19 protein-coding genes and 1 pseudogene are annotated in these 23,705 nt (G+C 33.9%); all 20 read left to right on the forward strand.

Translation table 11 applies throughout. The annotated features are described in order from the left end of the window. Positions 1-115: 115 nt before the first annotated feature. Positions 116-799, forward strand: coding sequence for an acylneuraminate cytidylyltransferase family protein (locus LEP1GSC062_RS16650; RefSeq protein ID WP_010578372.1), 684 nt, complete (start codon positions 116-118; stop codon positions 797-799). Between the two features lie 2 nt (positions 800-801). Then, positions 802-981 (forward strand): annotated as a pseudogene (locus LEP1GSC062_RS16655) (GDP-mannose 4,6-dehydratase); the annotation flags it as partial. Between the two features lie 292 nt (positions 982-1,273). After that, the gene (locus LEP1GSC062_RS16660; protein WP_039942440.1) at positions 1,274-2,731 is read left to right on the forward strand and encodes a nucleotide sugar dehydrogenase; all 1,458 of its coding nucleotides are present in this window, start codon (positions 1,274-1,276) and stop codon (positions 2,729-2,731) included. A gap of 1 nt (position 2,732) precedes the next feature. Beyond that, a complete protein-coding gene (locus LEP1GSC062_RS16665) occupies positions 2,733-3,725 on the forward strand; it encodes an NAD-dependent epimerase/dehydratase family protein (RefSeq protein ID WP_020985000.1) in 993 nt (330 codons plus the stop codon). Then, positions 3,722-4,867 (forward strand): DegT/DnrJ/EryC1/StrS family aminotransferase, encoded by a 1,146-nt coding sequence (locus LEP1GSC062_RS16670; RefSeq protein ID WP_020984843.1) that lies wholly within the window; start codon positions 3,722-3,724, stop codon positions 4,865-4,867. Before LEP1GSC062_RS16665 ends, LEP1GSC062_RS16670 begins: the two co-directional genes overlap by 4 nt. Continuing rightward, positions 4,864-6,027 carry a UDP-N-acetylglucosamine 2-epimerase gene (gene neuC / locus LEP1GSC062_RS16675; protein ID WP_208855149.1) on the forward strand — a complete coding sequence of 388 codons (1,164 nt, stop codon included), beginning with the start codon at positions 4,864-4,866 and terminating at the stop codon, positions 6,025-6,027. Before LEP1GSC062_RS16670 ends, neuC begins: the two co-directional genes overlap by 4 nt. Before the next feature lies 1 nt (position 6,028). Beyond that, positions 6,029-7,102, forward strand: coding sequence for an N-acetylneuraminate synthase (gene neuB, locus LEP1GSC062_RS16680; RefSeq protein ID WP_010578367.1), 1,074 nt, complete (start codon positions 6,029-6,031; stop codon positions 7,100-7,102). A 254-nt stretch (positions 7,103-7,356) separates the two neighbouring features. Next, the gene (locus LEP1GSC062_RS16685; protein ID WP_020984998.1) at positions 7,357-8,529 is read left to right on the forward strand and encodes a class I SAM-dependent methyltransferase; all 1,173 of its coding nucleotides are present in this window, start codon (positions 7,357-7,359) and stop codon (positions 8,527-8,529) included. 209 nt (positions 8,530-8,738) lie between these two features. Further along, entirely contained in the window at positions 8,739-9,374 is a 636-nt protein-coding gene (locus LEP1GSC062_RS16690) for a metallophosphoesterase family protein (RefSeq protein ID WP_010578364.1), read from the forward strand. Then, positions 9,374-10,357 carry an ATP-grasp domain-containing protein gene (locus LEP1GSC062_RS16695; protein WP_010578363.1) on the forward strand — a complete coding sequence of 328 codons (984 nt, stop codon included), beginning with the start codon at positions 9,374-9,376 and terminating at the stop codon, positions 10,355-10,357. The genes LEP1GSC062_RS16690 and LEP1GSC062_RS16695 overlap by 1 nt, the downstream gene beginning before the upstream one ends. 6 nt (positions 10,358-10,363) lie before the next feature. Further along, entirely contained in the window at positions 10,364-11,239 is an 876-nt protein-coding gene (locus tag LEP1GSC062_RS16700; RefSeq protein ID WP_010578362.1) for an NAD-dependent epimerase/dehydratase family protein, read from the forward strand. A 291-nt stretch (positions 11,240-11,530) separates the two neighbouring features. Further along, the gene (locus LEP1GSC062_RS16705) at positions 11,531-12,586 is read left to right on the forward strand and encodes a nucleotidyltransferase family protein (RefSeq protein WP_020984894.1); all 1,056 of its coding nucleotides are present in this window, start codon (positions 11,531-11,533) and stop codon (positions 12,584-12,586) included. A gap of 319 nt (positions 12,587-12,905) precedes the next feature. Further along, complete coding sequence (locus LEP1GSC062_RS16710) at positions 12,906-14,054, forward strand: LA_1612 family putative O-antigen biosynthesis protein (protein ID WP_020984877.1); 1,149 nt, start codon at positions 12,906-12,908, stop codon at positions 14,052-14,054. Between the two features lie 24 nt (positions 14,055-14,078). Beyond that, a complete protein-coding gene (locus LEP1GSC062_RS16715) occupies positions 14,079-16,340 on the forward strand; it encodes an N-acetylneuraminate synthase family protein (RefSeq protein WP_010578359.1) in 2,262 nt (753 codons plus the stop codon). Positions 16,341-16,363: 23 nt separating this feature from the next. After that, positions 16,364-17,548 (forward strand): DegT/DnrJ/EryC1/StrS aminotransferase family protein, encoded by a 1,185-nt coding sequence (locus tag LEP1GSC062_RS16720; protein WP_010578358.1) that lies wholly within the window; start codon positions 16,364-16,366, stop codon positions 17,546-17,548. Between the two features lie 5 nt (positions 17,549-17,553). After that, positions 17,554-18,183 carry an acylneuraminate cytidylyltransferase family protein gene (locus tag LEP1GSC062_RS16725; RefSeq protein WP_010578357.1) on the forward strand — a complete coding sequence of 210 codons (630 nt, stop codon included), beginning with the start codon at positions 17,554-17,556 and terminating at the stop codon, positions 18,181-18,183. Between the two features lie 69 nt (positions 18,184-18,252). Beyond that, positions 18,253-19,320: an iron-containing alcohol dehydrogenase family protein gene (locus LEP1GSC062_RS16730; RefSeq protein WP_020984892.1), complete on the forward strand. Its 1,068-nt coding sequence runs from the start codon at positions 18,253-18,255 to the stop codon at positions 19,318-19,320. After that, positions 19,321-20,298, forward strand: a complete 978-nt coding sequence (locus LEP1GSC062_RS16735; RefSeq protein WP_010578356.1) for a radical SAM/SPASM domain-containing protein — start codon at positions 19,321-19,323, stop codon at positions 20,296-20,298. It begins immediately after the preceding gene. A 427-nt stretch (positions 20,299-20,725) separates the two neighbouring features. Next, positions 20,726-21,589 carry a class I SAM-dependent methyltransferase gene (locus LEP1GSC062_RS16740; protein ID WP_020984941.1) on the forward strand — a complete coding sequence of 288 codons (864 nt, stop codon included), beginning with the start codon at positions 20,726-20,728 and terminating at the stop codon, positions 21,587-21,589. A 221-nt stretch (positions 21,590-21,810) separates the two neighbouring features. Further along, complete coding sequence (locus LEP1GSC062_RS16745; RefSeq protein WP_020984911.1) at positions 21,811-23,616, forward strand: carbamoyltransferase C-terminal domain-containing protein; 1,806 nt, start codon at positions 21,811-21,813, stop codon at positions 23,614-23,616. The last annotated feature ends 89 nt before the right edge of the window (positions 23,617-23,705 follow it).

The following is a 23,705-nucleotide window of genomic DNA, read 5'->3' on the forward strand; positions in this document are numbered from 1 at the left end:
ATTACTAAATTTTTAAAGTTTACACGTTTAAAGTTGTTATAGTAGAACTCATACAAAAGCCGAACGGTTATTTCGCATCTATGTTTGAAATGCAGACAGGAACCGGTCTTAGAAAGTGATTGATCAAAAGATACTCGGTTTGATTCCGGCACGGGGGGGATCTAAAGGGATTCCTAGAAAGAATATAAAATTCATTGCGGGAAAACCTTTGATTGTTTGGACAATTGAAGCCGCTTTGAAGTCGAAATATTTGGCTTCAATTGTCGTTTCCACTGACGATTCTGAAATTGCAGAGGTAGCAAAACAGACAGGCGCTTCTGTTCCATTTCTTAGGCCGTCCGAATTGGCGACGGATTATTCTTCCGGAATCGATCCGGTTCTACACGCGTTGGACAATCTACCCGAGTTCGATTATATAATGCTTTTACAACCTACGTCGCCGCTTCGGACAAGTATGGACATAGACGATTGTATCGAATTTGCCATGAAAAGAAAGACGAACAGCGTCGTTTCTGTTTGTGAAACGCAGGAAAATCCGTTCTGGATGTTTTGTTTAGATGACTCATTAAGAATGACTAAGCTATTGAACGTAGAAGATGTAAAACGTAGACAAGATAGTCCTAAAATATTTTCACTGAATGGATCAATTTACTTGTCAGAAGTAAATTATTTTCGTGAAAAGAAAAAATTCATCACCGAAGATACTCTTGCTTATTTAATGAGTAAGGAGAGTTCAATCGATATTGACGATATGATGGATTGGAAATTGGCAGAGATTTTACTGATGGACAAAACATAGATATGATTTTAGTAACTGGTGCCGATGGTTTTATCGGTTCACATCTTGTAGAAGCTCTAGTTAAAAACGGGAAGAAAGTAAGAGCTTTCGTTCTTTATAATTCCTTCAATTCTTGGGGATGGTTGGATCAATGTTCGGAGGATATCAAGGGCAAATTTGAAGTTTTTTCAGGGGATATCAGAATGGGGCGTATAAAAGTTTCCTCAAAGATGAACAGTAATGCTTTAATACTATATAAATATTAGAGTTGTTGAAAAATTCCATGATTCAGATTAACAAAACTGCTTCAAACGTCCATTTCAATGAAGTAGAAACGGATAGAGAATCAATTTTTCAACAACTCTATTTTTAATGTACAAAGTAATTTTAAAATTAATGAAACTTTTAACAATCCTATCCATTTAAGGATATAACATAATTCTGTTGAACGTTTAGATGTATAAAGATCGGAGATAAAGTCATAAATAACAAATAATGAAAGAAGAAAAAATGAATTATTCTATTTTTGCGGATAGAGCTGGAGTTAATTTTGATGGAAAGAGTCGCTCCGTAATTTGTGTACAAGGTTTGGGATTTGTGGGAGCTGCGATGGCCGTTGCAATTTCGCAAGCAAGGTCAGAAAGTGGAGGTTTAGCCTTTAATGTTTTGGGAGTAGACTTACCGAATCAACAAGGTCAAAAAATTATAGATAGCTTGAATCGAGGCGAATTTCCAATATCAACAACTGATAGCGAGTTGTTGGCCGCTACTGCTTCAGCCAACAAAAATGGTAATTTGGTAGCTACTTCTGATATTTCGGCATATACGATTGCAGATGTAGTTATAATTGATGTTAATCTTGATTTAAGTCAACCTGATGCTGAAGGTGATCCAACAGTCAATTTTGAAAGTTTTTTAAAAGCAATTGATATAGTAGGAAATAGTATTCGTCCCAATTGTTTGGTTCTTCTTGAAACAACCGTCCCACCTGGTACTTGTAAAAATATAGTTGCCCCTCGTTTATCGGAGTGTTTTAAAAGGAGAGGTTTGCCAGTAGATGCTTTTTTGCTCGCTCACTCCTATGAAAGGGTAATGCCGGGAGATCAATATCTAAAATCTATCATAAACTTTTGGAGAGTTTATTCTGGATATACGAAAGAAGCTGCTAATGAATGTGAGAAATTTCTAAAACAGATTATTAATACTGCAGATTATGCTTTGACTCGTTTAGATAATACAACTGCTTCTGAGACCGCAAAAGTGTTAGAAAACAGCTATCGAGCGATGAACATAGCATTTATTGAAGAGTGGGGTCGTTTTGCGGAGGGTGTAGGAGTCGATCTTTTTCAAGTGTTAAATGCAATACGTGTTAGGCCTACTCATAATAATATTCGCCAACCTGGATTTGGTGTAGGTGGTTATTGTTTAACTAAAGATCCATTATTTGCTCGTTCGGCTGCTAAACATATATTTAATAGACCTGATATTGATTTTCCATTTTCGAAGGAGGCAGTTCGAATCAATAATATCATGCCTTTGGTAAGTGTTCGAAAATTAGAATCTATGTTAAAGGGTGAGATTAAAAATAAGAAAGTAATTTTGTTTGGAGTCAGCTATCGACCTGATGTAAGCGATACCCGTTATTCTCCTTCCGAAATATTTGCTAAAGATTTAGTAAGTAAGAAAGCTCAATTAGTTTATCATGATCCTCTCGTCGATTTTTGGGAAGAGATGCAAGTAGCGCCTAATAAAATGTTACCTAATACAGATGGAGTAGATGCAATTGTATTTGCGGTGGGGCATAAAGAATATAAAAATATTGATTTTACTTCTTGGTTGGGTAAGAATCGACCGGTAATACTCGATGCAAATAACGTATTGGCAAATGCTCAAATCGATGAATTGAAAAAATTAGGCCATACTATTGGTGCAATAGGAAGAGGGGATTTATAAAATGCAGAAAGTATTGATTACTGGCGGTGCAGGTTTTATTGGGGGCCACTTAGCAAATGTTTTGGCCGAAAAAAAATTTGAACTCGTATTGCTTGATAATTTTACTCGAGGTGTTGATGATGATTTTTTGAAAAAGTTGGTGAAATCAGATAACGTTAGAATATTAAATAGAAATTTACTTCTCGCAGAAGGTTTTAACGACTTAAGTTTTGATTTCGATTATATTTTTCACTTTGCAGCGATTATTGGAGTGAAACATGTTTTAGAAAAACCTTATTCTGTTTTAAATGACAATGTTGTTTTACTCAATAATACGATCAATTTTGCTAGAAAACAAAAATTTCTCAAACGATTCTTTTTTACCTCTAGTTCGGAAATAATGGCAGGATCTTTATTACACTTAGATATGCCTCTTCCTACCCCGGAGGATTTTCCTATTGCATTGACGGATTTAAAGAGCCCTAGAACTTCTTATATGCTATCTAAAATATATGGGGAAGCATTATGCATTCATTCGGGTTTACCTTACACTTTAGTTCGTCCTCATAATATATATGGTCCAAGAATGGGATTGGCTCATGTAATTCCTGAGTTATCTAAAAAAGTTTATGAATCGGTTGACGGAAGCAATATACAAGTTGCCTCGTTGAATCATAGCCGTGCTATGTGTTATGTCGATGATGCGGTTGAAATATTGATAAAATTGATGAATTCTGAAAATTCTGTTAATGGCGTTTTTAATCTAGGCAATCAAGAAACAGAAATTAAAATAAGTGAACTTGCAGAAATTATAATAAATCTATTTGGTAAAAAGTTATACATTACACCTGGAAATGAAATTGTAGATTCGCCTTCTAGACGTTGTCCTGACATGTCTAAAACTATTGCAATGACAGGATACACTCCCAAGGTTGGACTTATAGAAGGAATAGAAAAAACAGTTCACTGGTATGTGCAAAATGTCTTTAATCATGATGGAATTTCAGCCTCATGATTCCTCTTGCAATACCCGATCTTTCCGGTAATGAATCGAACTATTTACAAGAGTGTATACAAACAACGTTTGTATCTTCAGTAGGTCCCTTTGTCACTAAATTTGAAGATATGGTTGCAAGTGCTTCGGGTTGTTTGTATTCAGTGGCAACTTCCGCGGGTACAACGGGCTTGCATGTTGCACTTACGGCTTTTGGAGTTAGTAAAAATGATTTAGTTATACTTCCTACATTTACTTTTATAGGGAGTGCAAACTCTATATCACATTGTGGCGCAGAACCTTGGTTGATGGATATTGATTTAAGTTCCCTGACTTTAAATCCTGAGCAGCTAAGGATAGCGCTTAAAAAACAAACGGTAAAATCAGATAAAGGATTAATTCATATTCCTACAGGAAAAAGAGTCGCTGCTGTCATGCCAGTGCATGTATTAGGAATTCCAGCGGATATGGATCCTATAATTCAAATATCAAAGGAATTTGGTTTACCAATAATAGCAGATGGAGCAGCAGCTTTAGGAGCTTATTATAAAGGCAAATCAATTGGTGCGGTAGGTTCCGACTTGACTGTTTTTTCGTTTAATGGGAATAAAACTGTGACGGCTGGCGGTGGTGGTGCAGTAAGTGGAAATGATGAAGGGTTGTTAAATTTAGTAAGGCATTTAACTACTACGGCTAGAATTAGTTCTGATTATGACCATGACAGAGTCGGTTTTAATTATAGATTAACAAATATTCAAGCGGCCGTCGGGTGCGCACAATTGGAAAGATTAGAAAAATTTGTAACAGCTAAAAGAAAAATTCAGAAAGTATATAATGAAAATTTATTAAACATTAAAGGTGTTTCGGCGCTTCCGGAGCCTAAATATGGACAGTCCGCTTCTTGGTTTTCTGGAATTATTGTCGATACAAATCAATTAGGGCCGTTAAAAGAAATTAGAGAGAAATTAAGAAGGTTAAACATAGATGCTCGTCCTTTTTGGAAGCCAATACATAAACAATTGCCCTATGCAAATGCTTCGAGAGAGGATTTATCAAATACAGATAAAATCTGGGACAAGTTATTAATACTTCCTTGTTCGACTAATTTGACAGAAGACGACCAAAATACGGTAATTAAAGCTGTGCAAGAGGTTTTATGTTGAAGCGCAAGGTTTGTGTTGTGACAGGGACAAGGGCGGAGTATGGTCTTCTTTATTGGTTAATGAAAGAGATAGAAGCGGACTCAGATTTAGAATTACAGATTATAGTAACTGGTATGCACCTTTCAACTGAATTTGGACTTACTTATAGACAAATTGAACAAGATGGATTTAAAATTAATACGAAAGTGGAAATGCTTCTTTCTTCAGATACGGCGGTTGGAATTACAAAATCAATGGGCCTGGGAATTATAGGTTTTGCAGAGGCATTTGAAAATTTAAGGCCGGATATTTTAATTTTGCTAGGTGATAGATTTGAATTACTCGCCGCGGCTCAAGCTGCAATGGTTGCGAAAATTCCTATTGGACATATAAGTGGAGGCGAGTTGACAGAAGCCGCTTTTGATGAAGGGATTCGACATGCAATTACGAAGTTGTCACATTTACATTTTGTAGCCGCTGAACCTTATAGGAAACGAGTTATCCAAATGGGAGAACAACCAGATTGTGTATTTAATTTTGGAGCACCTGGATTAGATCATTTAAGCAAAATGAATTGGATGGAGAAAGAAGAACTTTCTTTTGAACTTGGAATTGAATTGAAGGCACTTATTTTTTTAGTTACATATCACCCTGTGACTTTAGAAGATAATAAACCTACTGAAGCGATGAGTGAATTATTAAATGCGCTTGAAGAATTTTCGGAAGCTACAATAATATTCACATACCCAAATGCTGATACAGGTGGTAGAGAATTAATTCATCAAATTGATTCCTTTGTTTCAAAAAATTTAAAAAATACCAGGGCATTTGTTTCTTTGGGACAGAGAAAGTATTTAAGTCTTATGCGGCTTGCAAGTGTTATAATAGGAAATTCTTCTAGCGGCCTAACTGAAGCACCAGCTCTTAAAAAAGCTACTGTAAATATAGGAGATCGTCAAAAAGGAAGATTAAAAGCTGCTTCTATTATTGATTGTATAGAGAAGAAGGAATTTATTGTCAGTGGAATCAAAAAAGCTTTATCGATTGAGCACGAAGAAATAGTAAGAAAAAGTACTTCTCTTTATGGCTATGGTAATGTGAGCGTGGAAATTAAAGAGAAGTTAAAAACTTTTCCCTTACGCATCAAAAAGCCTTTTTTTGATTTAGAACATAGGTATTAAAATGAGCAGAGTATTTATTATCGCAGAGGCAGGAATCAATCACAATGGGGATTTAAATATGGCTAAGCAGCTAATTGATGTAGCTGCTAGTTCAGGTGCGGATGCTGTTAAATTTCAAACATTTATAGCTGAACAAGTAATAAGTCGTAATGCTCCAAAGGCTGAATATCAAACTCGAGAAACTGGAGCATCCGAAAGTCAATTAGAGATGATTAAAAAACTTGAGTTTAATAACAAGGATCATGAAGTTTTGATCCAATATGCTCGATCTAAAGAAATTGAATTTCTATCTACACCGTTTGATTTAATCAGTTTGAATTTACTTATAAAATATGGGTTGCAGACAATTAAGATTCCATCAGGAGAGATAACTAATCTCAACTTTTTATTAAAAATTAGTCAAGTTGCGAAGAAAATTATACTTTCAACAGGTATGAGTACGTTGTCTGATATAGAATTGGCTTTAGGAGTGATAGCATTTGGTTTTCTTTCGAAAATAGACGTCGTTCCAAAGCTGGAAGATTTTGAAAAGGCATTTTGTTCTAAAGTTGGCAGGCAGGCTTTAAAGGAAAGAGTTACGATTTTACATTGTACTACAGAATATCCAGCCCCTTATAATGAAGTAAATCTGAATGCGATGGACACAATCGCTCAAGCTTATGGGCTACCTGTGGGCTATTCTGATCATACTCGAGGTATTCACATTTCTCTCGCTGCTGTTGCCCGAGGAGCCAAAGTAATTGAAAAACATTTTACGCTGAACCGAAACTTACCTGGCCCGGATCACAGTGCCTCGCTTGAGCCTAATGAATTAGATTCTCTCATTCGCCAAATTAGAGATATAGAAACAGCCATTGGCGATGCTGTTAAACGACCAACGGAATCCGAATGGAAGAATCGTATTGTAGCTCGAAGAAGCCTTGTCGCTTCAAAACCAATCTCTAAGGGTGAACTATTTACGGAGGAAAATTTATCCTGTAAACGCCCAGGAAATGGAATTAGTCCTCTAAAATATTGGGAATATCTGGATACCCATTCTGAATATTCTTATGAAATTGATGATCTTATCAGATGAATTATAGATTTAGAATTTATCCTAAAACTACTTCTACAAACTGATATGTGACGAAAAAACAGATCCTTTAGTATTCAAAACGAGGAAAGGTGAGGTAAAAATCGAAGACGGAAATATTCTCCCAGCTTATGGAACAGACGGAGAAACGTGCGTTTTCGGGATCATTTTAATATGCGTTGTGCTATATTATAAAAGTACAAATGAGAAGAATGTTTTTTTAATAAATAAAATTTACAAATAAACCAGGAGATGTTGTGGAACAACTTACATTTTCAGAAGTAGAAAGAGGATTATTTAGATTATCTTTCAAGTCTTTACCGTTATGGACTGGATTAAAGCAAAAACCTGCAGATTATATATCTTTTCCTTTTCAGATAGAATCTAAAATCGGCTATCCGATTTATCAATCGAATGAAGAAATTATATTAGAAAAGATATTAAAATCTTATGAATCGGATGATTATAGTTACATTACGCCTCCACCGGGTTCAAATGAATGGTCAAATGCCTTAGGATTGAGAAATTTTAACTTTATTGAAGAAGTTATAGGAGATAAAAAAGTTAAGTCTATACTAGAAATAGGGGCAGGTTCTACTTGGTTAGCAGAGAAAATATTCGAAAAATTTTCTCCAAAATCTTATTGTATAGTTGATCCTTCGTTAGATATCAAGGATAAGAAAATAATAGAAATTGTTAAAGATTTTTATCCAACTAGTAAATTAAATCATAAAAAATTTGATGTAATACTTGGATTTAATGTGTTAGAACACGTAAAAGATCCTGTTGGCTTTTTAAAAAATATTTATTCGAATTTATCAGACGAAGGAATCGTTATACTTACACTCCCAAATTGTACTAACCAATTTGAAAAAGGTGACTTAAATGTTTTAATTCATGAGCATATGACTTATTTCACCGAAAAAAGTATGCTATGCTCAATTAGTGAAGCAGGTTTCGAAATATATTCGGTCTCAACTAAGAATGATTTATTTAAACTATCTTTAAAAAAAAGGAAAACAGTTGATACTGAATCTATTTCTTTATTAAACGAAATAAAGGCATTAGAAAACGCTTATTTACAGTATCTCAGTTTTTTTAATTATTTTCGAAATTTAATATTACAATTTGCGGAACAAGATAAAAAAATAGCGTTTCATGGTGCGACACATGGGTTGAATTCTTTTTTGCACTTAACTGGATTAGGCGATTGTCCTTCAATTCGATTATATGACGGTGATAAAAGTAAAGTTGGTATGTTTTTACCTGCGTGTCAACACGCTGTATTATCTCCAGAATCAGAAAGTTACGAAAATAATGATTTAATTGTTGTATCAGCTATGTCATTTTTCTCTGAGATTAAGAAATTCGCATTGAAACATAAAAATTTTAATGAAAGACAAATTATTGAGTTTTGCGGAGTGAATTGAAATTTACGGTTCAAAGTTTAGGATTTGAATAGCTTACTATTACTAAATATTTCTGTAATAGGGTTTTCGGGAATTCTGCGCTTAAAAGGTGGATTTGTTCCAAAATTCACGATGTTTTATGCAGGACTTAGTAATTAGGCCGATTAGTCCGAACTTGCAATTTTATGAATTTGTCATTCGTATTATAGCTCTTTTCTTTTGTAATTTATATGAAAGTCCTCGTTATAAGTGATATTCATGGGAATTTACCTGCTTTAGAATACGTCTTAAAGCAGGAGCGATACGTTGATTTAATTATTTCTTTGGGTGATGTTGTAAACTATGGTCCTTGGAGTAATGAATGCGTTGATTTATTAAATACGTTGAAAAATATAGTTTTGATTTCAGGAAATCATGAAGAGGCTTTTTTTTGTGGGGAATATCTTGGAACTAATATAGTAGCCAAAACTTTCTTTGAAGTATGCTACCCAACATTTAATCGTAAAGAAGTAATTGGAAATTATATTAAATCCTACTTTTTTAGTGGCAATAACTTTGTCCATACTGTAAATGATACTTACATCTATCCTGATTCTGATGTACATATTGAAAAAAACACTTTTATCGGTCATTCTCATCGATTATTTTTAAAGATTATAAATAATTATAGGTTAGTCAATGTCGGAAGTGTTGGCCAAAATAGAGTAAATATTGATGAGCTTAATTATGTAATTTGGAATGTTGAAGACGATTCTATTGAGTTAAAAAGGAAAGAATTTTTAGCTGATCAATTAATTGATGAAATGAAACTTAGACGATATCCTGAACTTTGTATTCAATATATTTTATCTAAACGTAGACAATAATGGCAAGAAAAATCAATATAGCCGTCACTGGAACTGGTAGTTTGATTGGTCAGGCCATTATTAAATCTATTTTACGTTCTGATTTAAATGGCAAGGTCAATATTATAGGCTTTGATTATTTTCAGAATACAGTTGCTTCCTTTTGGTTAAATGAAAATTATATTCTGCCGGATATTTTAAAGTCGCATGTCGATGAACAAGAATGGTTAAATGTGGTTTTAGAGATTATTAAAGAAAATGCAATTAAAATGTTGTTCATAGGGATTGATTTCGAACTTCCACTTTTTGCTAAATATAAAAGAATTATAGAAAATGAAACAAGTGTAATTATAATGGTTAGTTCCGCAAAAGTTATAGAAGTTGCTGACGATAAATATCTGACTTATGAGTTTTTAAAAAAAAGTAGACTTTCATATCCAGAATCATTTTTGCCAAATGAAGTGGATGTTGATATATTGAATTATCCAATTATAGTGAAACCTAGAAAAGGTGCTAGGAGTGTAGGGGTTATTAAAGTAAATGATAAAATTCAGTTACTAGACGTTCTTAAAAATGCGAATCAAGTGATTATTCAGGAATGTATAGGAAAAGACGAAGAGGAATTTACTTGCGGTACTATTTTTTTGGATGAACAATTGAAAAAGGTTATTGTCCTAAAAAGAAGTTTGAAAGAGGGTAATACTTTTATTTCTAACTATAAAAAGGATTTTCCTAAAATTATAGCAGAGTATTTAAAAGATGTGGTAAACCAACTAAGACCCTTTGGAGCCTGTAATTTTCAGTTAAGAATAGATGCAAAAGGTATGCCGAAAATATTTGAGATTAATTCTCGGCATTCAGGGACAACTTACATTCGCTCTTTGTTTGGTTTTAGGGAAGTTGAATATATTATTAATTTTTTACTTTTTAATAAAGAAATTGAATTCGAAATGAAAGAAGGGACGGTAGTAAGATATTATGACGAATTTTTTGTTCGGACATAAATAATCATGAGAATTTTAATTACAGGTATTAATGGTTTTATAGGGAGGGCATTGTATAATCATCTATCTAAATGTCATGATATAATAGGAATTTATAATAGTGGTGAGCCTTTATCGGAAAATTGCTATAAAGCTGATTTGACTAGAGAGGTTGATACAAATAGTATTCTTAAAAAAATAAAGAAAGATTCAGTGGATATTATTATACATCTGGCATCGCAAATGGCGAGCATTAATAACCTTAATGATCTTTCCATTTTGCATGCTAACTCTGCAATTTCAAAAAATCTTGCTCTTTTGGCAAAAAATTGCAAAGTGAAGCACTTAATTAATTTTTCTAGTTCTTCTGTTTATCCAAATGTTGATGGAATTTTCGATGAAAATTCTATTCCTAATCCTGCTTTAAATACAGACTGTATATATGGATTATCAAAACTTAATGGTGAAATAATTTTAAATTATTTTTTATCAAAGAACCAAATTTCAATAACCCATTTGAGAGTAGCAATGGTGCATGGCGTAGGGATGGATCCTCACCGACTTATTCCGACCCTGGAGAGGGAAATAGTTGAGCATAATTCAGTGACTTTGTATGGTAAAGGCGAGCGTTTTCTGAATTTAATAAGAATTGAGAAATTAATTGAATATATTGCACTTTTTATCGAGTTGCCTTCAGGCGGAGTTATAAATGTTTCTGAAGAATGTATAACAGTACTTGATTTAGCCAAAAGAATAATCCAAAAAAAGGGTAACTCTTTTACAAAAATTATATTAAAAGTAGAAGGAAATCTAAGTAAGTTCGTTTTAGATGTTAGAAAATTAGAAGATATTTTACTTTATTCTAAAAAGCGAATGGAAGCTATCTCGAAAATAAATATCTGATAAATTCTTTTTGTTTGTACTATGTTTTAGGTTTTCAAAGATGACTAACAAAGGTCATTCATAGTGGATATGGCGACGTTTATCAGAAAGTAAAATGTAGACTTCAAGATGATATTAACTATAGGCGCACTATAATCGACGGAAAGACCAGTGGGCATTGATATGAAATAAAAAACTTTCAACTTGAGTGAAAAGTTATGTCATTCAAGCTTAAGGTTGCTTATGTAAAATGAAAGCTGCTATCGGACAATAAAGATGTGTCAGCTCTTACCTTGTTGGTTTATACAATACATGAAAAACTGGAAAAACATTCTTATTGGCTCTAATTTAAGCCTAGAGGAGGCGATTAAAATCTTAGACAAAGAAGCGTTGCGCATTATTTTAATCGTTGATGAAAATAATAAACTTTTAGGTACACTAACCGACGGTGACATTCGGCGTGCATTGCTGCAAAATAAAGAACTTTCCATTTCAGTGAATGAAGTTATGTCATCCAAACCTAAGGTGGCTTATACTAATTGGACTAAAGAGCGTATGCTTCTAGAAATGGAAAAGTATGAACTTTTGCATTTGCCAATCGTAGATGAGCAAGGCATTTTGGTAGGATTAGAAACGGTTCATGGTCTTTTAGAAAAACCTAAATTTGATAATCCCGTTTTTCTAATGGCTGGAGGATTTGGAACTCGATTGTATCCATTGACTAATCATTGTCCTAAACCAATGTTGAAAGTTGGAAATAAACCAATATTAGAATTGATTTTAGAGGGGTTTGTAGCCGCCGGTTTTCATCGTTTTTTTATTTCCACTCATTTTATGCCGGATGTAATCAGGGATCATTTTCAAGACGGGAAACGTTGGAATGTAAGTATTGAATACGTTCATGAAGAAAAACCCTTAGGCACAGGTGGTGCTCTCGGATTACTACCGCACGATCAAATTGATCAACCTATGTTCATGATGAATGGGGATTTATTGACTAATCTCAATTATCTTTCCTTATTGGAATTTCATGAAAAAGAAGGCGGGGTTGCTACGATTTGTGTTCGAGAATTTGATTATCAAGTCCCCTATGGTGTTGTGCAATCGAATGGCCATCATGTAGTCGAAATTATTGAAAAGCCTATACAACGTTTCAATGTCAATGCGGGTATCTATCTATTAAATCCTGATTTCGTAAAATCGGTCAAAAAAGGGCAAATGATAGATATGCCAAATCTCATAGAGAAAGAACTGAAATCTTCTAAACAAATAAACATTTTTCCAATTCACGAATATTGGCTAGATATTGGGAGAATGGAAGAGTTCGAACGTGCTCAAGGAGACTGGGTAGAATTATTTAATGAATGATTCTATTTGAGGGATACCAATTATACTGGCAGACGCTAGTAAAAGCTATTAAAAATTCTCTCTGATAGGAAAGCTTTTTTATTATCGTATAAATGAAGTTATTTATATTTCTATTATATAATAAAATTATTATGCTGAGTGGTGGATTTAGAATTTGTTGAGAAAACTTGAATTTCTTTTAGAGAAAGATTAACTGCCTATCAAATTTTATCATTTTGGAAATGAGTTCTGCTATGCACAAGATGATATTGAATACTCTCTTCGATTTTCAAATTACTGAAATGATTTTAGGTCATAAAAGGAAGAAAAATAATTTTAAATGAAAACGATTCTTAGAAGGTTCCTTTTCATTTGGAATGCGCAAAAAATTTGGGTGAAACCAAAACAAGCGCCCGTTCTCATATTTGATAGATGCGGATCTGATAATTTCTTTTTTTATCTTGATGAGCGATACGTTTCGATTCTTGACGTAAGGGGTGAAAGTTTTAATTTTTACATTCTTTTAAAATGCCTTTTAACCTTTCGAGTTTCTAGAAAATATTATTATGCTTTTTATATAAATTCGGTGCATCCGAAAGTTGTGATGACTTTTATTGATAATAATTGGCCGTTTTATAGACTAAAAAAAATGTGTCCGACTATTACGACAGTTCTTGTACAAAACGGATTGAGAGCAAATTTGGATGAACAGTTTGGTTCGAAAATTTCTAAGGATTCTCTAGTCGATTTTATGTTTCTGTTTAACAAAAATATCGGTGCAATCTATTCTAAGAATCTGAAAGGAAACGTTATTACATTTGGTAGTTTTTTGAATAATTACCATTCAATTTCAAATCAAAATAAAAAGAAGTCTATTCTTTTTGTTTCTCAATATCGGCCTAGAAATAACTCGGGCATTTTTCTTTTTGTAAACGGTAGATCGATTTCTTACGATGAAGTTTATTCGGCAGAAAGCTTTTTATTAGATAAGTTAAGCGCTTATTGCGGTCGGAGCGGTTTTCGATTTATAGTTAAGGCTTCTAATTCTGAAGACGTCGAAGATCAATATAAGTTTTTCAAAGAAAGAATTGGGAATGAAAATTTTGATTTTTTGACTAAAGATAACATTGTGAATATATATAACGCGATTGATCAAGCACAGGTCATCGTGGGTGTTGACTCCACTCTAGTTTACGAATCCATAGCAAGAGGAAATAGAACGGCTTTTTTCACTTTAAGAAGCGCTTTTGACCCTTCTCGGAAATTTGCGTGGCCGGCAGATTATCCTGAAAGTGGCCCTTTTTGGACCAATAAAATGGATGTATCCGAATTTGAACGAGTTATGGATTATATAACACAAGTGAGTGATGAAGATTGGGAAGCGACTCGCCTAAAATACGTAAAAGATTTAATGGAATACGATCCAGGCAATTCTCAGTTTATATCTTTAATGAAAGAGTTAAATGTTCCTTTAGAAGAGAATATATAACGGTAAATAAATCCGATTTCCTTTATGATCATCGATAAAAATATTTCTCAGTACGTTGTTTTTTGGGAGGATAGCATCAAAAATGCTCTCAAAAAAATTGAAGCCAATAAGTCTAAAACCATTTTTGCTGTTTCGGAAGGAAACAAATTGATGGGGGTTATCACAGACGGAGATTTCCGTAGATGGTTATTGAATGATGATGTAGCGGATCGAAGTTTAGACCAGGAGGTGAAAAATATTGTTAATACAAGTTTTAAGTATTTATACATCACTGAAAGTTCTAAAAGAATCCGAAGCACATTCAATAATAGAATTTCTATCATTCCACTTATTAATGAAAACGGAGTTTTGGAGGCGATTGCAAAGGAAACTTCTGAGGAAATTTTAGTAGAAGGGATTTCTTTGAGCCATGGATCGCCAGCTTTTGTAATTGCGGAAATAGGTAACAATCATAACGGAAGTTTTGAATTGGCAAAAAAATTAGTTCGAGAGGCTAAACTTGCAGGAGCTGATTGTGCTAAGTTTCAAATGCGAAATTTAAATGCTTTATATAGGAATTCCGGAAATGCGAATGACGTGGAAGAAGATTTAGGCTCTCAGTACACTCTCGATTTATTAAATAAATTTCAGCTTTCTGACGATGAGCTATTTCGTATTTTTGATTATTGTCGCGAAGAATCTTTGATACCTTTATGTACTCCTTGGGATGAAGAAAGTTTTTTTAAATTAGAGAAATACGGAATCTCAGCATACAAAATCGCTTCAGCAGATTTTACGAATCATGAATTGGTTCGTTTAGTTGCAAAGTCAGGCAAGCCGGTTATTTGTTCTACCGGCATGTCGACCGAGGATGAAATTATAGATTCTATTCATGTTTTACAAGATTTAGGAGCTCAATATATTTTATTGCATTGTAATTCTACTTATCCTGCACCTTTTAAGGATCTAAATCTCAGATATCTTCAACATTTAAAGAATATAGGAAATTGTTTGGTCGGATATTCGGGGCATGAGCGAGGGTATTTGGTTGCCTTAGCGGCAGTATCTTTAGGTGCTAAAGTGATTGAGAAACATTTCACGTTGGATAGGGAAATGGAAGGGAACGATCACAAGGTTAGTCTTTTGCCAAGTGAGTTTAGGGAAATGGTGGATGGGATTCGACAAATAGAAGAATCTTTAGGTAACGGAAATTTTCGCCAAATAACTCAAGGAGAATTGATGAACCGTGAAACCTTAGGTAAAAGTTTATTAATCAATAGAGACTTAAAATTTGGAGAGATCATAACTTCAGATATGGTAGATATTAGAAGTCCAGGTAAAGGATTACCTCCTTATTTGAAGGAAAAATTAATTGGAAAATCAGCCAAAAGAAATTTTAAAAAAGGAGATTTCTTTTATAAATCAGATATAGTAGATGACGTTATTGAATTTAAAAAGAAATTTATATTTTCACGTCCCTGGGGTTTACCCGTTCGCTATCATGATTTGGAACAAATCTTATCTAAGGTTGAAATGGATTTAGTGGAATTTCATTTTAGTTATAAAGATTTGAACGTTGAAATATCGGAGTATATTAAAAAACCATTAAATATTGATTTTGTCGTTCATTGCCCCGAACTTTTTGAAAATGATCATTTGCTGGATCTTTGTACAGAAGATGAAGATTATAGAAGAAGGTCTTTGAGGGAAATTCAGAAAGTAATTGATATTACTAGGAGATTGAAGGATTTTTTTCCGAATTCAAATAAAAAGCCTTTCATCGTTACAAATGTCGGAGGTTTTTCTTTGGATAAACCTTTAGATATGACTATTCGTGGGAAATTATATGAAAATCTAGTACGATCTCTAAATGATTTAGATTCGGAGGGAGTAGAAATTATTCCACAAACAATGCCTCCTTTTCCTTGGCTTTTTGGCGGACAAAGATATCATAATCTTTTTTTATCTGCGGAAGAAATTGTCGAATTTTGCGAGCGGTACTCTGTTCGAATTTGCCTTGATATTTCTCATTCCAAATTAGCTTGTAATCACTATCACTGGCCGTTTAGTAAATTTGTAGAACAAGTTTCCCCATATGTTGCACACTTACATATTGTAGATGCAAAAGGGGTGGATGGCGAAGGGCTCCAAATAGGAGAAGGAGAAATAGATTTTCATATGCTTTCTAACATACTTAAAGAAAAAGCTCCTAAAGCATCGTTTATACCTGAAATTTGGCAAGGACATAAAAATAACGGAGAAGGCTTTCTTATTTCTCTCACTCGTTTGGAAAAGTTTCATTTATAGAAATAATTTTAGAGGTTTTTAAAGTGGATTTTAAAATTAAATGGTCAGGTAGGTCAATTGATTATACCCAAGAAGAGATCGATACCGTTGTAGAAGTTATGAAAACTGCAGATCCGCAAACCCAAGGCAAATACTTGCAACAATTCGAAATTGATTTTTCAAACTATCTGGGTGGTCAACCTTGTTTTGGAGTGACCAATGCTACGCACGCTTTGGAGTTAATTGCGGATTTAGTAGGTTTAAAGTCAGACGATGAAGTAATTATTCCTGGTCATACTTATTGTGCATCCGCCATTCCTTTTGGAAGAACAGGAGCTACGTTGGTATGGGCTGATATTGATCCTGAAACTTTTTTAGTCTCGTTTGAATCAATCCAAAAGTTAGTCACAAATAAAACGAAAGCTATTGTGGTAGTACATTTATATGGGATGATAATTCCAGATATAGCGGAAATTGCTAAGTTTGCAAAATCTAAAAATATTCTATTAATTGAAGATTGTGCGCAATCATTAGGTGCAGTATTAAACGGAAAGTCTTGCGGCACTTTTGGAGATTTTGCTGCATTTAGTTTTCATGGTCAAAAAAATATTACAACGATGGGCGAAGGTGGAATTCTTACTTTAAAGAATGCTTCTCTCGTTGGCAAAGTTCCCGGCTTAAGACATAATGGGCACGCGCCCTTTTCAAATAAGACTGATTATTGGAAACCGGCTATGTCTAATGTGGATTTAGATTTAGATGGAATTTGGCCTCATAATTTTAGTCTAACGGAAGTTCAGGCTGCTTTAGGATCCGTTTTATTAAAACGAATTGCTTTATTAACGGAAGAAAGGAGAAAAAGAGCGCAGAGATTTATAAATTCATTTAGTGAATTTGAGGAATTATTTTTTCAAAAACAAAACGATTTCAAAGCTCATAGTTATCATCTTTTAGTAGCTAAATACAAAACTGCAAATAATGGGAAAAGTAGAGACGATTTAATTTCTATTTTGAGTAAAAAATATAAGATTCAAGTTATTGTTCAATACTATCCTTTGTACAGATATGATTTATTTAAAAAGATGGGACATGCTAAAGCGATTTGCCCGGCGAGTGATGATTTTTTTGATAATATGATTTCCTTTCCGTTTCATATTTGGATGAGTGAAAATGATTTTGATTATATGATTGCATCGGTAAAACAGGCTCTAATAGAATTGCGGAATTGATTTGTATGAATTTAGCAGTAATTCCGGCCAGGGGTGGTAGTAAGGGACTGCCGGGAAAAAATATAAAGAACTTATGTGGTAAACCTCTAATCGCTTGGTCTATTGAAGCGGCAAAAAGAGCCAAAAGAATTGATAGATTTATTGTTTCAACTGACAGCGAAGAAATTGCGGCCGTAGCAAAAGAATGGGGGTGTCCAGTTTTGAAAAGACCTGATGAGTTGGCGACTGATGAAACGAAGACCATTTCCGTGCTTAGCCAAGTCTCAAAAGAAATTCCAGAAGCTGTAAATTTTATTCTTTTACAACCTACTTCACCAATTAGGGATGTAGGTTTAATTGATGAATGTTTGGATATATATGAACAAGGGAATTATTCGAATCTTGCTACTGGATATTGGTGCAAATATCAAGAGTTTGGAAAACATAATAACATGCGTCGTCAAGACTATAAAGGTTTTTTTTATGACGATGGCAACGTATATATTTTATCAAAAAAACTGGTTTCAGAAGGTCTATGGTTTGGGAATCATATTTGTCGCCATGTTATTTCAAAACATCAAAATTTTGAAATAGATGACGAAATTGATTTTGTAATACTGGAAGCTTTATTAAACAAATACGGAACAATTAATTAATGTTTTGTTCCGGAACTTTAAAATAATCAATAGATCTTAAAATTATATTACATAGATAAGGATAATTAAATGGCCTCTCTTAGAATTTTTAAACAAGTGCCGCGTTTGCTTTTCGGCGTAAATACAATTGATCGAATAAATGAGTTATTACCTAAAAAAGATGATGAAGATTATTACATTTTTATAATAGATGACGTTCATAAAAATGGAACTGTACTCAATCGATTAAGGCGTGCAAGTGAAGATATAATTGAATGGTTTCCAGCAAGCGTAAAGGAGCCTTCAACATTGCAGATCGATACTTTAAGAGATAAGTTTATTCAAACCCGAAATTATAAATTACCGAAAGCGATCGTGGGCGTAGGGGGCGGAAGCACGATGGATGTGGCGAAAGCTGTGTCTGTAATGATGTGTAACGAAGGTTCTGCTTCACAATATCAAGGTTGGGATCTTGTTCCAAAGCCTGGAATTTTTAAGATAGGAATTCCAACCGTAGCAGGTTCTGGAGCCGAGGCTAGCCGCACGGCTGTTTTAATGGGTAAAGAACGTAAGTTTGGGATTAATAGTGATCATAGTATGTTCGATGCAATTATATTAGATAGTTCTTTAATAAAAAATGTCCCAATTGCCCAAAGATTTTATTCGGGTATGGATTGTTATATTCACTGTGTAGAGAGTTTACAAGGAACAATGATTAACGAACTTGCCAAAGGTAATGCAAGCAAGGCATTAGAGCTTTGTGAGAAAGTTTTTTTATCAGATGGCGATGACGATATGTTGCTTACAGCTTCCTATATGGGAGGGGTGTCCATCGTGAATTCTGAAGTTGGCGTTTGTCATGCTTTATCCTACGGACTTAGTCTTGAATTGGGGTATAGGCATGGTTTTGCGAATTGTGTCGCATTCAATGTTTTAGAAGAATACTACGGTCCTTGGGTAGATCGCTTTCGAGAAATGCTAAAAATTCACAAAATCGAATTACCAAAAAATGTTTGTAAATCACTCGATAGAGCGGCAATGGACCGTATGGTGAATATGACTCTCAAAATGGAAAGACCTCTTACGAATGCACTTGGGGAGAATTGGAAAGATAAAATGACACCAGCGAAAATTATTGGTTTATACGAGAGAATGTAAATGGAAAATTATAAAAAAGAATCCGATGCAATCAAAACCTTAACGCGGATAAAGGGACCTGAGTTCGAAGAATATAGAAAAAGATGGGACCTGGTAAATAATTTTGAATTGGAAACTGAGTTTCCGATGTTTCTCCATATCGAAACCAGTTTTAAATGTAATTTTAGATGTCCTATGTGTGTCCAGGGTGTACCCGAATTAAAAGAAAAATTCGGTTATAAAGAAAAGATGACTACGGAAAGTATTACTAAAATTCTATTAGAAGGTAAAAAATACAATACGCCTTCAGTGTCATTTCAAGGGGATAATGAACCATTTTTGAATAAAGAAATTACTGATTGGTTCAGACTTGCTATTGAGTTTGGCTATCTTGATGTAATGGTGAATACAAACGGATCTCTTGTAACTGAGGAACTTGCTGAAAAAATTATCAAATCTGGTTTAACAAGAATTAGATTTAGTTTGGATGCGATCAATGAAGATACGTATAAGAAAATTAGGATTGGAGGAAAGTTCGAACAAGTGATGAAGAATATAGATAATTTTCTTCGTATTCGTAAAGAATTAAACTCTGAACTTCCTATTGTAGGCGTAAATTTCGTTCGAATGAAGGAGAATGAAAATGAAATAGATAAATTTATTAAATACTGGAATGATAAAGTTGATTTCGTAGTAATCCAGGACTTTATGACACCGGATGTAGAAGGGGATTTTGAAAATCTTGCCGGGAAAGAAAAAGTAAATCACTATAATTTTAGATGTAATCAACCATGGCAAAGATTATATATTCGTGGGAATGGTGACGTGACTCCTTGTTGTGCTATGTTTAGTAGCTATTTAAAATTGGGAGATATGACAAAATTAAACCTAGTAGATTTATGGAATAGTAAAGAGGCAAAGGATTTACGAAAAATTCATAAAGAGGGTCGATATCATGAAAACCCTATTTGTTTAAAATGCTCTAAAATGTCGGGTTGATTCAAAAGAAGTATATTCGTAAAGGGAATTTCTATAAAAGTCGCAGCTTTTAAAAATCATATCGTGGAAAACTTAGAAAGGGTTTATAGTTTGCTATCATAACTAGAATGGCGATTTTTAGAATCTTTTGATAGTTATTAGAGTTGTTGAAAAATTAATTCTCCATTTATTTTTGTTTCACTAAAATGAACGATTGAAGCAGTTTTGTTAATCCCACAATTGAATTTTTCAACAACTCTATTGTAAGAACCTGTTTCTCACCATTTAGCGAGGGCTCGCAACGTTAAAAATGATGAGGAACAGGTTCTTGCAGTTTACCTTTTTTGATAAAGTAAACCTGAGTTTTGGGACGTGCTGTAAGTTCTAAAAACCGTATTGTAAAATAGATTGTACTGAAGATGTTGCTTACAAAGGGTGTATTATATTAATGGAATGTTATTTATGTAAATCTGTATCAAGCACGAAGAGAGAAGGCCGTGTTCGAGACAATCCGAAATTGGAGATTTTGGAGTGTAACGAATGTGGGCTTGTGTATTTATCAAGTTTAAATCATATCACTGAACATCATTATGAAAATTCTGGTATGCATGGTTCTGAAGTTGTATCTGTGCCAGATTGGTTGCGAGAATCCGATGCGGATGATGAAAGAAGATATAATTTTCTTAGATCAAAGTTAATAAATAAGAGGCTTTTAGATTTTGGCTGTGGCGCGGGGGGGTTTCTTTTGAAGACTTTAAAAGAAACTTCGCTTTCCGAAGGTGTTGAGTTAGAATTAAGGCTTCAAGATTATTATAGGGAAAAAGAATTAAAGGTATGGACAAATTTAGAAAAAGTAATAAATGCAAATAGAAAATTTGATATCATTACTGCATTTCATGTAATTGAACATTTAACAGATCCAAGAAAAACCATATTACAGTTGGCTTCTATACTCTCCGATCATGGAGAACTGATTATTGAAGTGCCTAGTTCCAATGACGCTTTGCTTGTTCTTTATAAATCGGACGCCTTTTCTAAGTTTACTTATTGGAGCCAGCATTTATTTTTATTTAATAATGATACCTTGGCAAAACTTATTAAGCAACTGGATTTGAAGTTGAATTGGATTAAGCAAATTCAAAGATATCCTTTGTCTAATCATCTTTATTGGCTTTCTAAAGGAAAACCTGGTGGGCATATAAATTGGTCCTTTCTTGAAAATAAAGAACTTCACCGGGCTTATGAATCTCAACTTGCTTCGCTCGGTCTGTGCGATACCCTCATTGTAAGTGCTTCTGTAAATAAATCTTAGAAGATATATTATTCGCGATTTTTATAAAATTTGTTTATAGTGCGTCTAAAACTTAATTTTACTTTATTCGAAAAATTAAACTGCAAGATTCTATACCGATAGTGGACAAGTTCTAATAGGTTTAAGAGCAGTTTTAAGGTTATAAAAAATTCAAAGGAGAATTCATTGTTTGTGGGATCTTTTTCTAATTAATTCCCACTAAAAAGAATATAGCAGAGTCAATGAAAATATTATCAATTTATTGGGGAATTTGTTCTAGTGCGTCTTTGTTTATAGATGGAAAAGTTGTCGCTTCGGTTCATGAGGAAAGATTTACGCGATTTAAAAATGACGATTCATTCCCGGTGCATTCTATCAAATATTGTTTGGAATCAGCGAAAATTAGTTCATCGGAATTAGATGGTGCGGCGATAGCCAGTTTTAGTAGTCCTATTGATGATATAATGTTATTTAAAAGCCAATGGACGATTGATGATTATTTAAAGGAGCAGCATTTGAGGTGGAAGCCGTTTTTAGTGAATGGTGAAAAAGTTCTCAAGTCTGTTTTGGAAACATTTCCTGAAAAGAAAAAGGCCCAAATAAGTTCAGATAGTGATTATTTTAAGGATCTTGAGAATTTACCTTTTGAAGAAAGGCAAAACAAGTATGATATTGATAGAGAGCAAATTCTTGCTGAGTTTTTATCGATTGATAAAGCGAAAGTAAGAAGAATAGAGCATCATAGATGCCATGCAGCTTACTCTTACTATGCATCGAAATATCGTAATAAACCGGTTTTAGCCTTAACCGTTGACGGTTGGGGAGACGGAAAAAACGCAACGATAGGTATTTTTGATGAAAAAGGTAAATATTCTCGAGTTTATGAAAGTGATCAATGTGCTATCGGTAGAATTTATCGTTATATGACTTTGATGCTAGGCATGAAGCCAAACGAACATGAATTTAAAGTAATGGGTTTAGCTCCTTACGGTAAGGAAACTCACGCCAAAAAAGCATTAGATATTTTGAGAAATACATTATATGTAGACGGAGAAGAATTTAAGTGGAAAGAGAAACCTAGAGATAGTTATTTCTGGTTCAAGGAGCGTTTTGAAGGTGTTCGATTTGATAACATTGCATTTGCTTTGCAAAAATGGACAGAAGAATTACTGGTTGAATGGATCAAGAATGTAATTAATAAATATAAAATACATGATATCGTGATAAGTGGCGGAGTCGCAATGAATATTAAGGCGATGGGTAAGATTGCGGATTTACCTGAGGTTAAGAGTCTTTTTATTGGAGGTTCTGCAAGTGATGAATCAATGGCTATAAGTTCTGGTATTTGCTTAGCGGAAGATTTGACTAATGAATTGTCTATGCAATGGAATTCAAATACTGTTGAGCCATTAACACGCTTATATCTAGGACCTTCGGCCCCCTTAAAAGAAGAGGAGAGAGCAGTAGGTAGCCTTGATAAAATGAAGTTTGAGATTATTGAAAACCCAGAAAGTCGACATATTGCAAAAGTACTTTTTGAAGGAAAAATTTTAGCAAGAGCGGCTGGAAGAATGGAATTTGGTCAACGGGCTTTAGGGAATCGTTCTATTTTAGCCGACCCAATTCATTTAAAAATAAAAGAAAAAATCAACTCAGCAATTAAAAGTAGGGATTTTTGGATGCCGTTTGCGCCAGTGGTTATGGATACTTTTGTCGAACGATATCTTATTAATCCGAAAGGTTTAGAATCGCCTCATATGACACTTAGTTTTGATACTACGGAGGAAGGTTATGATGCAATGAGCGCTGCATGCCATCCAGCTGATAGAACTGCCAGGGCACAAATACTTAAGGAGCAAGATAATCCAGAATTATATTCTCTCCTAAAAGCATTTCAACATTTAACAGGAAGAGGTGCTCTTTTAAATACTTCTTTTAATCTCCATGGGTTTCCGATAGTTAATTCTCCACAGGAAGCGATAGATGTTTTGGTGAATTCGGGTTTAGACGGGTTAATTTTAAATCATTTTTTAATTTTAAAAAAATAGAAAAGAGATTTAAATCATAAATAAGTTGTTTTTAAGAGCTTAGTGTTCCAAGATATTCTTGTGATTGATTTATTGAAAGTTGCTTTAAA

The sequence above is a fragment of the Leptospira alexanderi serovar Manhao 3 str. L 60 genome, assembly GCF_000243815.2.
Lineage (GTDB): Bacteria > Spirochaetota > Leptospiria > Leptospirales > Leptospiraceae > Leptospira > Leptospira alexanderi.